This is a genomic window from Streptomyces sp. NPDC102279, from assembly GCF_044766365.1.
Taxonomy (GTDB): Bacteria; Actinomycetota; Actinomycetes; order Streptomycetales; family Streptomycetaceae; genus Streptomyces.
In genome coordinates this window covers 438,044-451,316 of record NZ_JBIWLU010000008.1, presented here as the reverse complement: position 1 = coordinate 451,316, position 13,273 = coordinate 438,044, and the positions used below count along the sequence as shown (strand labels likewise).

Sequence of the window (13,273 nt, the reverse complement as noted above, 5' to 3'; positions counted from 1 at the left end):
GGGAGCGATCGTGATTGGGTCGTGACGTCGGGCACACCGGCGCGAGACCCGAACAGACCTCGCGAACAGGGAGCTTGGGGGCGTGTTCCCGAGGCGCCGGGCGCCCCGTTCCGGATCGGCCGGGGGCCGGACCGATCCAGCCGGTACCGCTAGAGCAGCGACGGCACCTCGACGGCGGAGACGGAACGCGCCGCGCGCTCCAGCGCGCTGGCGAGCAGGGCCAGGTCCGTCGGACCGTTCCCCAGCTCGCGGACCGGGCGGCGAGTCGGCGGGTCGCCCATGCGATGCCACTCCAGGGGGACGACCGTGGGGCGCAGTGTCGCCGTGCGGGGGATGCGACCGGTGACCCGGCCACCCTGGAAGGGGGTCTCCCGGCCGTCCGGGCGCAGCAGACGGCCCCGCCCGGGGGCGGGTTCCTCCGGTCCCGGCGACGGCGCTTCGAGGGTGACGCGCAACGCGGCGGAACGCGCCAGTTCCGACCCGGCCGTACGGCCGTCCACAGCGGACGCCGCCACGAGGTGCACCCCGAGACGGTCGCCCTCGCGGGCCACGGCCTCCAGTGCCCGCACGACCGAACCGGCCGCCGGGCGCCCCGGGGACCCCAACGGCGGTGACAGCAGGGCGTCCAGGTCGTCGACGACCACGACCAGGCGGGCCAGCGGGGGGCCCGGCTCGGCCTGTCGGCGGGCCGCGGCGGGCCGCAGCCGCAGCGTCGAGCTGGACGGCGTGTCGAGGTCGGCGGCGCCGGTGGACGGGCTTTTGCCCGCCGACGGGCCGGGCGCGCGCTGGGCGACCAGCCGGCCGGACACCGCCTGTCCGGTGTGCCACTCGCCGAAGCCGAGCCGTCCGAGCAACTCGGAGCGCCGCTTCAGCTCGGCGCTCAGAGACTGCGCGAACTCCCGCATGCGCACAGGATCGTTGGCCGTCAGGTGGGTGGTGACGTGCGGCAGGTCGGTGCAGACCTGGAGTCCTTCACCGGCGCTCCCGGAGCCGTGTCCGCCCGTGCCGTCACGGCCCTCCATCAGGACGATGCCGAGCCGGTCGGGTCGCTCGGCGGCGGCGAGGGACGCGGCGACCGAGCGCAGCAGCTCCGTACGGCCGCTGCCCGGCGGGCCTTCGATCAGCAGGTGCGGGCCCTCGACGTGGAGGTCGACGGCGACGGGGCCGCGCGGGCCCGCGCCGAGGACGGCCCGGGCGCGTCCGCCGAGCGCCTCCGTGTCGTCCGCGGCGTCCGCCCAACGGGCCATCAGTGAGGCGGGGGTGGCGCGTGCGAGGCCCAACTCGTCCAGCAGTCGCGCCGTTTGGGGCAGGGGGGCGGACACGCGCGTGTGCCGGTCGCCCTGAGCGGCGTCCGTCCGCAGCGGTGCGAGCGCCCGCGCGAACCGCTCGGCCCAGGCGAGCGACACGGCGTCCACCGCGGCGACGGTGCCGTGACCGACGGGACCGCGCGCCGGTTGTCCTCCGGCGCCGGGGGAGGTGCGGCCCGGATGGGGCGAGGAGGTGCCGGAGGGGCGGGCGCCGGCCCCGGATCCGCGTCCGGCTCCCGGGTGCGGGATGCCCAGGTGCGTCGATCCGTCGTGCCGTGACGAGGCGGCCGACGGCCCGGCGTGCGCGGGACCGGAACGCGGTGACGACGCCGACGGTCCGATGCGCTCCGCCGCACCGCGGGACCGGTCGCCGGGCGCCGCCCCGGTCCGCGGAGTCCCGCCGGGGGCGGACTCGCCGGTGCCGCCCGGCGTCACGCGCAGCAGCCGCAGTGCCGTGGCCACGTCCCCGCTGAGCAGGGCGACCGCCCCGCACGCACGGAACGCCGGCGCGACGGCGCAGGCCGCCTCGTACGTCTCCGTCACCGGGGACGCGGGTGACGCGGCCGCCGTCTCGGCGAGACACACCACGTGGATTCCGGCCCGTGGGCCTTCGTGCGTGAGGCGCAGCACGGCCTCCCGGACGTCAGCGCCGCCGGGGTCGCCGTCCACGACGACCACCGTGTACGGACCGTCGAAGCCGCTCTCGGAGTCCTGTCCGGACCCGGTGTGCGGGCCGCTCTCCGCGCGGGCCCAGGACGGCCGGTGCGTCGCACCACGCGCCGTGTCGCCGGTGCCGGGTCCGTCGTGTGCGCCGATCTCGTGCCGCTCCGGGCGCCGGGCGGCCGGGACGGAGACGCCCTCGCCGCCGGGGCGGGTGCCCCGCCGGGCCGGCCCGCCGTCCGTCTCCGCGAGGTGGTCCTCCAGGCGGCGCAGAAGTTCGTCGGTGCGCGCCGCCGCCTGTTCACGGTCGTACGCGAGGAGGAGACGGCAGTCCTGCCCGTGGGTGGGACGCAGATGGGGGAGCCAGCCGAGCCAGGACCACTCGGCGCTGCGCTCCTGCACCGGGCGGGCCCGGTCGGCGCTGATGAGGACGATCTCCAGCGCGTCGGGGGAGTGCAGCGCGGCGAGCTGGGCGACGACCGCCCGGGCCAGCCCCGCCAGCCGCGCCCGCGGTCCGGCCAGGCCCAGGGAACCGACCTCGCGGAGTCCCGTGGTCACCGGCACGGCGGGCAGCGCGCCCGAGCCGCCGGGCGTCGTCCGGTCGGCCGTGCCGAGCCGCACGGTCAGGGCCTCCGGGTGACCGGGGCCGCGCTCCCAGAGCCGGGGGCCCGGGCCGAGGGCGGTGAGCAGCAGTGCCGCCGGGTCGGGCCAGCTCTCCGGCGAGCGGTGCGCGGCGGTCGGCAGGTCCCGCACCACGAGTGCTCCGTCGTCGTACGTCTCGGGCGTCGTCCCCTCCGCTTCGCCGCGGCTTCCGGTCAGCCGCCGGGCCCAGGCGCCGAGACCGCCGCGCCTGCGCATCCCCGCGGGCAGGTCCGTGCCGCGCATCGGCGTGCCTTTGCGGGTCCCCGGGATGCCCGGTCCGGGGCCGAAGGTGTCCTCCGGCTCTTCGGACCATTCCCCGGCGGTTCCCGCGTGGCCGTCGCTTCCACCCGGGCGTCGCGCACCGCCGCGCGGGCCGCTCTCGATCCGGGGTGCCCGGCCCTGCTCCGGCACGACAGGCGGTGCCGACCGCCCGTACTCCCGGGGTCCGGGGACCCCTTCGGCGGAGGCCCCCCACTCGGAGGTGCCGTAGGCGTGGTGGGTCTCGTCCGCGGGAGGGAGGGAGCCCCCTTGAAAGAGGGAGGCGCTCTCCCCGCGCGCGTGGGGGACCGCTCCGTGCGGCTGCCGGTCGTCCGGGGCGGCGCTCGGTGAGGAGGCGGACGCGGGGCCCGGTCCGTGCGGGTCGCCGTCCGGGGCGTCGCGGGGCGCGCCCACCGACACCCGGACGTGCCCTTCGCCGTCCGGCGCGGTCGCCACCGTGCCCGGGCCCCCGGGCGGGGCGAGGCGCAGGGCGGACTCGCCGACGCGCAGCAGGGCGCCCTCGGTGAAGCGGACGGGACGCTCGCCCACGCGGGTGCCGTCCAGTGTCGTGCCGTTCGTCGAGCCGGTGTCGGCGACCGAGACGCGGCCGTCCGGGGTGACCGTGACGGCGCAGTGCAGGCGCGAGACGTCCGGGTCGTCCAGGGGCACGTCCGCCCGGCCGGAGCGGCCCACGTGGATCTGGCCGCCGTGCAGCAGGTGGACCCCGCCCGCGTCCGGCCCCGCGACCACGTGGAGCTGGGTCGAGACGTCGTCCAGGTCGGGACCGGGTTCGGCGGGTGAGCCCAGACAGAGCACGGCGCCGTCCGTCAGCGGTGGCTCACCGAGGGTGCAGCGCTGGGCGTCGAGTCGCTCCGCGCCCGCGTAGAGCACGATCTGGCCGCCCCCGGGCTCGCGGCCCCGCTCGCCCTGCCCGGTGCCCCCGACCGCCGAGGCCAGCCCCGACGCGACCGCGGCCAGCGCCGTCCCGGCGGGCGCGGTCACCAGCACATCGCAGGCCGCGGCTCGCCCCCGCGGCTCCGAGGGCGGGCCCAACGGGTCTACGACGGTCAGCCGGATCTGCATCGCCGTCAGGGGTCCCTTCCGCGCAGGCGCCCGCGACGAGGACGAGGCTGTGCTGCGGTCCCCCACCGCAGAATTCCCCCACCGCACACGGGCACGTCGGCCAGTAGCTGGAGGCATCCTCGCACCTGCCACCGACAACACGCCCGCCCCCCACCCGTAAGTGATCTTGATTGGTCGGCTCTGCCCGTAAAAGTGCCTGACCGGTACCCGGCGGGTGTCCGCTTGAGATCGGTCACGCCCGCCTTCCGGCAACCAAGCGACCGGACCGAGCGTCTTTCCATCGAACATGCACGGGTCGCCGCACGTATGCGCTTATGCGGACCACAGGTGCGCGGGGGACCTATGGCCAAGCACACGACGACGACAGCCCGGTGCCCGGGAAGGCGGCACTACAGTGGGTCGGAAACCTGTACCACGGTGACCACGGTGGACGGACCAGGCAAGCAAGCAACAGGGAGCGCATGACGTGCGGCCGGTAGGGAGCAAGTACCTCCTTGAGGAGCCGCTGGGACGCGGCGCCACAGGCACGGTCTGGCGCGCCCGCCAGCGGGAGACCGCGGGCGCCGAGGCGGCCGTCGCGGGCCAGCCCGGCGAGACCGTGGCGATCAAGGTCCTGAAGGAGGAGCTCGCCAGCGACGCCGACATCGTGATGCGGTTCCTGCGCGAGCGGTCGGTGCTGCTGCGCCTGACCCACCCGAACATCGTGCGCGTACGGGACCTCGTCGTCGAGGGTGACCTGCTCGCGCTGGTCATGGACCTGATCGACGGGCCCGACCTGCACCGCTACCTGCGCGAGAACGGGCCGTTCTCGCCCGTCGCCGCCTCGCTGCTGACCGCCCAGGTCGCCGACGCGCTCGCCGCCAGTCATGCCGACGGCGTCGTGCACCGCGACCTGAAGCCCGCGAACGTCCTGCTCAAGCAGGACGCCGGCGGCATGCACCCGATGCTCACCGACTTCGGCATCGCCCGCCTCGCCGACTCCCCGGGCCTGACCCGCACCCACGAGTTCGTCGGCACGCCCGCGTACGTCGCGCCGGAGTCCGCCGAAGGACGCCCGCAGACGTCCGCCGTCGACATCTACGGCGCCGGCATCCTGATGTACGAGCTGGTCACCGGCCGCCCGCCGTTCTCCGGTGGGTCCGCCCTCGAAGTGCTGCACCAGCACCTCAGCGCCGAACCGCGCCGCCCCTCGACCGTCCCGGACCCCCTGTGGACGGTCATCGAGCGCTGCCTGCGCAAGAACCCGGACGAGCGGCCCAGCGCCGAGAACCTCGCGCGCGCACTGCGCGCCGTCGCCGCGGGCGTCGGCGTGCACGCGACCCCCGCGGCGATCGCCGCCGCGGACGGCGTGGGCGTCCTCCTCGCCCCCGACCCGTCCCCGGCGACCGTCCCCGAGATGCCCGGCGCGGCCGACCCCACGCAGGTGCTCCCGCACAACGCGGGCTCCTACGACCCGTACGGCGCCACCAGTGTGCTGCCGCACACCTCCGGCGACGCCGACCCCACCTCCGTCCTGCCGACCCGCGGCGCGGCCGACCCGACCGCCGTGCTCCCGCCCGTACCGCCGCACCAGCCGGGCGGTCAGGGCGAGGACCCGCACCCCTGGCAGAACCAGCTGCGCGCGGCCCGCGACCGCAACGAACCGACGCAGGTCCAGTACCTCGACCCGAACGAGGACCCGCTGCGCCGCCGTCCGCAGCGCCAGGTGGCCCGGCCGCAGCAGCAGCCCCAGCAACAACCCCAGCAGCAGCGACAGCAGCGCGGCCGGCAGCCGCAGCAGGGCTACGGCTACCCGCAGCAGCAGGACCCGCAGCAGTACGCGCCGCGCCAGCAGCAGCAACAGCCGCAGCGCTACGCCCCGGCACCCCAGCAGCAGCCCCAGCCGCAGCGCTACGCCGAGCCGCAGCGTCCGCAGCAGCCCGCTCCGCGCCCGTCGCGCGAGCCCCGTCAGCGCGGCGCCAACCCCATGAAGATCCCGGGGCTCGGCTGCCTGAAGGGCTGTCTGTTCACCATCGTCATCCTGTTCGTGGCCGGCTGGCTGGTGTGGGAGTTCAGCCCCCTCCAGGGCTGGATCGGCAGCACGAAGGGCTACTGGGCCCAGCTCAGCGACTGGTTCGACACGGTCAGCGGCTGGGTCGGCGACCTCGGCGGAAACAGCCCCCCGAGCAACTGACCCTGTGGATTTGTCGATATCTGACGGGTGATTTCCGCCTCGGGAGTGAAGGTTGGCTCCTCGGACGCGTACTTTTAGCGACAACACGCGTCTGTAGGAGCAGTCTTGGCACGCAAGATCGGCAGCCGGTACACCGCGAACCAGATCCTGGGGCGGGGGAGCGCCGGCACGGTGTGGCTGGGCGAGGGACCCGAGGGTCCCGTCGCCATCAAGCTGCTGCGCGAGGACCTCGCGTCCGACCAGGAGCTCGTGGGGCGCTTCGTTCAGGAGCGCACCGCACTGCTCGGTCTCGACCACCCCCACGTGGTGGCGGTCCGTGACCTGGTCGTCGACGGCACCGACCTCGCCCTCGTCATGGACCTCGTCCGCGGCACCGACCTGCGCACCCGGCTCGACCGCGAGCGCAGGCTCGCCCCCGCGGCTGCCGTCGCGATCGTCGCCGACGTCGCCGACGGACTGGCCGCCGCGCACGCCGCCGGCGTCGTCCACCGCGACGTGAAGCCGGAGAACATCCTGCTCGACATGCAGGGCCCTCTCGGCCCCGGCGGCTCCCACCCCGCCCTCCTCACCGACTTCGGTGTGGCCAAGCTCATCGACTCCCCGCGCCGCACCCGGGCCACGAAGATCATCGGCACCCCGGACTATCTGGCCCCCGAGATCATCGAGGGACTGCCGCCGCGCGCCGCCGTCGACATCTACGCCCTGGCCACCGTGCTGTACGAGCTGCTCGCCGGGTTCACGCCCTTCGGCGGCGGCCACACCGGCGCCGTGCTGCGCCGCCACGTCACGGAGACCGTCGTCCCGCTCCCCGGCATCCCGGACGAGCTGTGGCAGCTCATCGTGCAGTGCCTCGCCAAGGCGCCCGCGTCCCGGCTGCGCGCCTCCGAGCTGGGAGCCCGGCTCCGGGAGCAGTTGCCGCTGCTGTCCGGGATGCCGCCGCTGGACGTGGACTCGCCGGACTCGGAGGACGAGGAGGCGCACGACGAGCGCCAGGAGAGCGACGAGAGCGCGGAGCCGTCCGAGCCCGCCGCCGAGCGGGTGCGGCGCGGGGCCGTGCCGCTCGTACCGGGGGCCGCGCCCGACTCGAACCGCGACACCCACACCTCGATGCGGGTACCGGCGCCCGACGAGCTGGCCGGCGGGGCCCGCGGCACCGCGCGGGCACCCCGGGCCGCCGGTGCGCCCCGGCCCGGGTCCGCACGCCACCGTGCCTCCGCGCGGCGGCGGCGGATCACGCTGGGCGCGGCGGCGGTCGCGCTCGTCGCCGCGGTGGGGGTCGGCACCTGGCTCGCCACCTCCGGCGACGACCCGGGCGCGAACCCCCAGGACACCAAGAACTCGGCCCCGTCGTCCCCGTGAACCGGGAGTGAGGCGTCCCGGACAGGCTGCTTCCGCGTCCGGCGCCGGAAAGGGTGCGGCCCGTCCGGCGCTTGTGGACGAGGCCGTTCGGGCCGAGGCGGGGGGTCCGGGGACGGGCAGCCCCCGGGGACGGGTCGGGCAGGGGCGCGGGGGGCGAAGGAAGATCCCCGGCGGTCACCGCGGTGCGGGCCCCCGGGGACGAGGGCGGGCACGGTTGTCGTAGCCGTTACGCTGGAGGCGTGGCAGTCGTCGATGTATCCGAAGAGCTCAAGTCCCTCTCCTCGACCATGGAGTCGATCGAGGCCGTCCTGGACCTCGACAAGCTGAGGGCAGATGTCGCCGTGCTCGAGGAGCAGGCGGCCGCGCCGTCCCTGTGGGACGACCCCGACGAGGCGCAGAAGATCACCAGCAAGCTGAGTCACCTCCAGGCGGAGGTCAGGAAGGCCGAAGCGCTCCGCGGGCGCATCGACGATCTGAGTGTGCTCTTCGAGATGGCCGAGGAGGAGAACGACCCGGACACCCGCGCCGAGGCCGAGACCGAGCTCACGGCCGTCAAGAAGGCGCTGGACGAGATGGAGGTCCGCACCCTCCTGTCCGGCGAGTACGACTCCCGCGAGGCCGTCGTCACCATCCGCGCCGAGGCCGGCGGCGTCGACGCCTCCGACTTCGCCGAGAAGCTCCAGCGCATGTACCTGCGCTGGGCCGAGCGCCACGGCTACAAGACGGAGCTCTACGAGACGTCGTACGCGGAGGAGGCGGGCATCAAGTCCACCACCTTCGCCGTCCACGTCCCGTACGCGTACGGGACGCTCTCCGTGGAGCAGGGCACCCACCGTCTCGTGCGCATCTCCCCCTTCGACAACCAGGGGCGCCGCCAGACCTCCTTCGCCGGTGTCGAGATCCTGCCCGTCGTCGAGCAGACCGACCACATCGAGATCGACGAGTCGGAGCTGCGCATCGACGTGTACCGCTCGTCCGGTCCTGGCGGCCAGGGCGTCAACACCACGGACTCCGCGGTGCGCCTGACCCACCTCGCCACCGGCATCGTCGTCTCCTGCCAGAACGAGCGGTCGCAGATCCAGAACAAGGCCTCGGCCATGAACGTCCTGCAGGCCAAGCTGCTGGAGCGGCGTCGCCGGGAGGAGCAGGCCAAGATGGACGCCCTCAAGGGCGACGGCGGCAACTCCTGGGGCAACCAGATGCGTTCGTACGTCCTGCACCCGTACCAGATGGTCAAGGACCTGCGCACCGAGTTCGAAGTCGGCAACCCCGAGGCCGTGTTCAGTGGCGAGATCGACGGCTTCCTGGAGGCCGGAATTCGCTGGCGCAAGCAGCAGGAGAAGTAACCCGCGCGAACGGCCGCGGCCCGGACGGGATTTCCCGTTCCTGCCGCGGCCGCTTTGTCGACAAGGCAACTGCCATCCACTGGACGGCAGTTGCCTTTGTTGTGGGGGTTGTCTGGGTTTTACGTCACAGTCACATGTCCTCACGACAGGCAAAAGACGTTGTTCCGGACATCGCGTACGCAACGACCTTGACGTTGCTGTGAAAACTGGGAAGGGTGACGCGTGGCATGCGTATCTCTGGGGCGCATGTGAACCGGGGGGCTGAGAGAAGCCACCTGTGACGCCGTGGCCCCGGGCGCTGCTCCACTCACGATCAGCTACTGGGGGTAGCAGGCAGATGACCAAGAAGACGCGGATCCGCGTGGCGCGGATAGCCGCCGGTGCGGTGATTGCCGCCGGTGCTTCGCTCAGCGCTGCGGGTGCCGCTTCGGCGCTCGACCTCAATGTCGGCATCGGCGCGACCACGGCCGACGACCCGACGCCCACTCCGACCGACACGGGTATCCCGACCGGCGAGCCCACCGAGCCGACTGATGAGCCCACGGTGCCCACCGAGGAGCCGACTCAGCCCACGGAGGAGCCCACCGAGCCCACCGAGGAGCCGACCGAGCCCACGGAGGAGCCCACCGAGCCCACCGAGGAGCCGACCTCCGGCACCTCCGCGCCCTCGGACGACAACACCGGCGGCACCGGCGGCAACGAAGCCGACCCCAACGGCGGCTCCTCCGCCCAGGACGAGGGCTCCTCCGCCCTCACCGACACCGGCTCCGACACCGCGCCGCAGGGCAAGAACGACGGCGAGCTGGCCGAGACCGGTGCGGGTCAGACCACGTTCCTGCTGATCGGCGCCGCCACGATGATCGCCGGCGGCATCGGCTTCCGGATGCTCCCGCGTCTCGCGGGCGGCCGCGGCACCACCGCAGCCTGACGCACACGCGCACCACGAAGGGCCCGGAGCGGCACGCTCCGGGCCCTTCGTCATGTCAGGGGCAGGTCATCGCCCTCGGGCCCGGATCGGCCGCGAGAGGCTCACACCGTCTGGTGGGCCACCAGCGCCAGCGCGGCGACCAGCACCGCGAGCAGGGCGATCAGCGCCATGGGGTTCATGCCCGCGAAGGGGCTCTCCTGCTGGAGCCGCTCACGGTTCGCGCGGCACACGCGGCAGCGGCCCTCGCTGACAGGCCCCGCACAGTTAGCGCACACCAATCGGTCGTACGTCATGCGCCGGCCCTCCTTGCGCTGTCTCCGCGCCGCACCGACTCCTGCGTACGCGTCGCTCTCTTAACGCTGCGGGGAACGCAACCGTTCCCCTTCCACTGTGCCAGGTTCCGCGGATTTCGGCGCGGCTCGCCTTATCCTGCCCCGCCGAGAAGCCCGCCAGCCGCTCGGATCCAGGAAAGAACCGGGGAGAATCGGACCTCAGATCCGTGACAAAACGCGCAAGCCGCGCGCAACCCCGTACGCCGACTGCGCTCGCACACCCGGTTCGCGTATGGTCACGCTCACCTACCCCCGGCGACCCGTGGTGCATCCGTGATCCGATTCGACAACGTCTCCAAGGTCTACCCCAAGCAGACCCGCCCCGCCCTCAGGGATGTCTCCCTGGAGGTCGAGCGCGGAGAATTCGTGTTCCTCGTGGGCTCCTCCGGCTCCGGAAAGTCCACCTTCCTGCGACTGGTCCTCCGCGAGGAGCGGTGCAGCCACGGTCAGGTGCACGTCCTGGGCAAGGACCTCGCGCGCATCTCCAACTGGAAGGTGCCGCAGATGCGCCGCCAGCTGGGGACCGTGTTCCAGGACTTCCGTCTCCTGCCCAACAAGACGGTCGCCGAGAACGTGGCCTTCGCCCAGGAGGTCATCGGCAAGTCCCGCGGCGAGATCCGCAAGTCCGTGCCCCAGGTGCTCGACCTCGTCGGCCTGGGCGGCAAGGAGGACCGGATGCCCGGCGAGCTCTCCGGTGGTGAGCAGCAGCGCGTGGCCATCGCGAGAGCCTTCGTGAACCGGCCCAAGCTCCTCATCGCGGACGAGCCGACCGGAAACCTCGACCCGCAGACCTCCGTCGGCATCATGAAGCTGCTCGACCGGATCAACCGGACGGGCACCACCGTGGTGATGGCGACCCACGACCAGAACATCGTGGACCAGATGCGCAAGCGCGTCATCGAGCTGGAGCAGGGCCGACTCGTCCGCGACCAGGCACGCGGCGTCTACGGCTACCAGCACTGATCATCGACCACGGAAAGGTCTGAGGAAGACGCCATGCGCGCGCAGTTCGTTCTGTCGGAGATCGGTGTCGGTCTCCGCCGCAACCTGACCATGACCTTCGCGGTCGTCGTCTCGGTCGCCCTCTCGCTCGCCCTGTTCGGCGGGTCGCTCCTGATGAGCGACCAGGTGAACACCATGAAGGGCTACTGGTACGACAAGGTCAACGTCTCGATCTTCCTCTGCAACAAGAGCGACGCCGAGTCCGACCCCAACTGCGCCAAGGGCGCGGTGACCGCCGACCAGAAGAAGCAGATCCTCGCCGACCTGGACAAGATGACCGTCGTCCAGAAGGTCGCGTACGAGTCCTCGGACCAGGCGTACAAGCACTACAAGGAGCAGTTCGGCGACTCCCCGCTGGCCAGCAGCCTCACGCCGGACCAGATGCAGGAGTCGTACCGGATCAAGCTGCAGGACCCGGAGAAGTACCAGGTCATCGCCACCGCCTTCGACGGCCGGGACGGCGTGCAGTCCGTGCAGGACCAGAAGGGCATCCTGGACAACCTCTTCGGGCTCCTCAACGGCATGAACTGGGCCGCGCGCGCGGTGATGGCGATGATGCTCGTCGTCGCGCTGATGCTGATCGTCAACACCGTCCGCGTCTCGGCGTTCAGCCGGCGCCGTGAGACCGGCATCATGCGCCTCGTCGGCGCCTCCGGCTTCTACATCCAGGCGCCGTTCATCGCGGAGGCCGCGGTCGCCGGGCTCATCGGCGGCGGTGTCGCGTGCGGCTTCCTGCTGATCGCCCGGTACTTCATCATCGACCACGGCCTCGCCCTGTCCGAGAAGCTGAACCTGATCAACTTCATCGGCTGGGACGCGGTGTTGACCAAGCTGCCGCTCATCCTCGCGACGAGCCTGCTGATGCCGGCGCTGGCCGCGTTCTTCGCGTTGCGCAAGTACCTGAAGGTGTGACACATGCCAAGAGGGCCGTACCGTCAACCGGCGGTGCGGCCCTTCGCGTTGTCCTAGACTCACCGGCATGTCAGGCCGTGACCCGTTCTGCGAGCCCCGCCGCATGTGCCGCGGGGCGGCCCTGACGTTGGTGTTCGCGAGCGTCCTCGTCGCCGGTGCGGCGACCGGATCCTTCTCCGACACCCCGCCGAAGGCCGCGGCCGACGCGCCCCGCCCGACACCGGCACGCCACCAGGAGACCGTCACCCGGGCCGCCGCCGAGGCGATGGCCGACGGCAAGTCCCCCATGGAGGCCGCGGAACGCGCCGTCAGCCGCAGCGGCGACCGCTGGAGCGCGGTCTACTCCCAGGGCGAGTACGAGGAGTTCGAGGAAGCGCTCGACGGCCGGTACACCGGCGTCGGCCTCTGGGCCCGCCGTGAGCGGGACGGACGGATCGAGGTCACCCGGGTCGCGTCCGGCTCGCCCGCCGCCGCGGCCGGCATCCACGAGGGCGACCTGCTGCGCTCCGTCGACGGCACCCGCGTGGACGGCCGGCCCGTCACCGAGGTCGTCGCGTTACTGCGCGGCGAGGCGGACGACGCCGACGCCGGCACCGAGGTCGCCCTCGGCCTGGAGCGCGGCTCGCACAACTGGAGCCGCACCCTGCGCCGGGCCAGGCTCTCCACGGACTCCGTGACCGTCGACCGGCTCCCCGACGACGCCACCGTGATCAAGGTCGCCGCCTTCACCAAGGGCGTGGGCCACGCCGTACGCACCGCCGTCGACCGGGCGCCCCGGGGCGGCGGGATCGTCCTCGACCTGCGCGGCAACTCCGGCGGCCTGGTCACCGAGGCCGTCACCGCCGCCTCCGCCTTCCTCGACGGGGGCCTCGTCGCCACGTACGACGTGAACGGCGCCCAGCGTGCCCTGCACGCCGACTCCGGCGGCGACACCGCCCGGCCCCTCGTCACCCTCGTCGACGGCGGCACGATGAGCGCCGCCGAGCTGCTCACCGGGGCACTGCAGGACCGCGGGCGCGCCGTGGTCGTCGGTTCCAGGACCTTCGGGAAGGGCTCGGTCCAGATGCCGAGCCGGCTGCCCGACGGCTCCGTCGCCGAGCTGACCGTCGGCCACTACCGCACCCCGGCCGGCCGCTCCCTCGACGGCCGGGGCATCACGCCCGACCTGGAGGCGGACAAGGAGTCCCTGAAGCGGGCCGAGACCGTTCTGAGCGGTCTGGGCGACCCTTCGTGACCCGCCGGACCCCGTCCCGGTAATCGGCTTTCCCCCG

General features: G+C 73.2%; 9 protein-coding genes. 7 read left to right on the top strand and 2 right to left on the bottom strand.

Annotated features, from left to right (window positions below):
* Positions 1–149 precede the first annotated feature (149 nt).
* Positions 150–3,950 (bottom strand): FHA domain-containing protein, encoded by a 3,801-nt coding sequence (locus ACIRQH_RS23140; protein WP_404226911.1) that lies wholly within the window; start codon positions 3,948–3,950, stop codon positions 150–152.
* Between the two features lie 466 nt (positions 3,951–4,416).
* Here ACIRQH_RS23140 and ACIRQH_RS23135 point away from each other — a divergent pair, with 466 nt between their 5' ends.
* The 4 genes from ACIRQH_RS23135 to ACIRQH_RS23120 all read left to right on the top strand — a co-directional run bounded on the left by ACIRQH_RS23135 (position 4,417) and on the right by ACIRQH_RS23120 (position 9,756).
* On the top strand, positions 4,417–6,123 hold the full coding sequence (locus ACIRQH_RS23135) for a serine/threonine-protein kinase (protein WP_404226910.1): 1,707 nt from the start codon (positions 4,417–4,419) through the stop codon (positions 6,121–6,123).
* A 105-nt stretch (positions 6,124–6,228) separates the two neighbouring features.
* Entirely contained in the window at positions 6,229–7,482 is a 1,254-nt protein-coding gene (locus ACIRQH_RS23130) for a serine/threonine-protein kinase (RefSeq protein ID WP_358815065.1), read from the top strand.
* 239 nt (positions 7,483–7,721) lie between these two features.
* Positions 7,722–8,828, top strand: coding sequence for a peptide chain release factor 2 (gene prfB, locus ACIRQH_RS23125; RefSeq protein WP_358815064.1), 1,107 nt, complete (start codon positions 7,722–7,724; stop codon positions 8,826–8,828).
* Between the two features lie 337 nt (positions 8,829–9,165).
* Complete coding sequence (locus ACIRQH_RS23120) at positions 9,166–9,756, top strand: hypothetical protein (RefSeq protein ID WP_404226909.1); 591 nt, start codon at positions 9,166–9,168, stop codon at positions 9,754–9,756.
* Positions 9,757–9,857: 101 nt separating this feature from the next.
* Here the strand turns inward: ACIRQH_RS23120 and ACIRQH_RS23115 are convergent, their stop codons facing one another.
* The gene (locus tag ACIRQH_RS23115) at positions 9,858–10,049 is read right to left on the bottom strand and encodes a hypothetical protein (RefSeq protein ID WP_081217590.1); all 192 of its coding nucleotides are present in this window, start codon (positions 10,047–10,049) and stop codon (positions 9,858–9,860) included.
* Positions 10,050–10,361: 312 nt separating this feature from the next.
* Here ACIRQH_RS23115 and ftsE point away from each other — a divergent pair, with 312 nt between their 5' ends.
* From ftsE to ACIRQH_RS23100, 3 genes are all read left to right on the top strand, one after another.
* On the top strand, positions 10,362–11,051 hold the full coding sequence (ftsE, locus tag ACIRQH_RS23110; protein WP_164374975.1) for a cell division ATP-binding protein FtsE: 690 nt from the start codon (positions 10,362–10,364) through the stop codon (positions 11,049–11,051).
* Between the two features lie 33 nt (positions 11,052–11,084).
* Complete coding sequence (gene ftsX, locus ACIRQH_RS23105) at positions 11,085–12,002, top strand: permease-like cell division protein FtsX (RefSeq protein ID WP_164374974.1); 918 nt, start codon at positions 11,085–11,087, stop codon at positions 12,000–12,002.
* A 67-nt stretch (positions 12,003–12,069) separates the two neighbouring features.
* Positions 12,070–13,236, top strand: coding sequence for a S41 family peptidase (locus ACIRQH_RS23100; RefSeq protein ID WP_404226908.1), 1,167 nt, complete (start codon positions 12,070–12,072; stop codon positions 13,234–13,236).
* Positions 13,237–13,273: the final 37 nt, after the last annotated feature.

Coding starts and splice junctions, on each gene's coding strand:
- ACIRQH_RS23140 (WP_404226911.1), bottom strand. CDS start 3,950: ATGCAGATCCGGCTGACCGTCGTAGACCCGTTGGGCCCGCCCTCGGAG.
- ACIRQH_RS23120 (WP_404226909.1), top strand. CDS start 9,166: ATGACCAAGAAGACGCGGATCCGCGTGGCGCGGATAGCCGCCGGTGCG.
- ACIRQH_RS23115 (WP_081217590.1), bottom strand. CDS start 10,049: ATGACGTACGACCGATTGGTGTGCGCTAACTGTGCGGGGCCTGTCAGC.
- ftsX (WP_164374974.1), top strand. CDS start 11,085: ATGCGCGCGCAGTTCGTTCTGTCGGAGATCGGTGTCGGTCTCCGCCGC.
- ACIRQH_RS23100 (WP_404226908.1), top strand. CDS start 12,070: ATGTCAGGCCGTGACCCGTTCTGCGAGCCCCGCCGCATGTGCCGCGGG.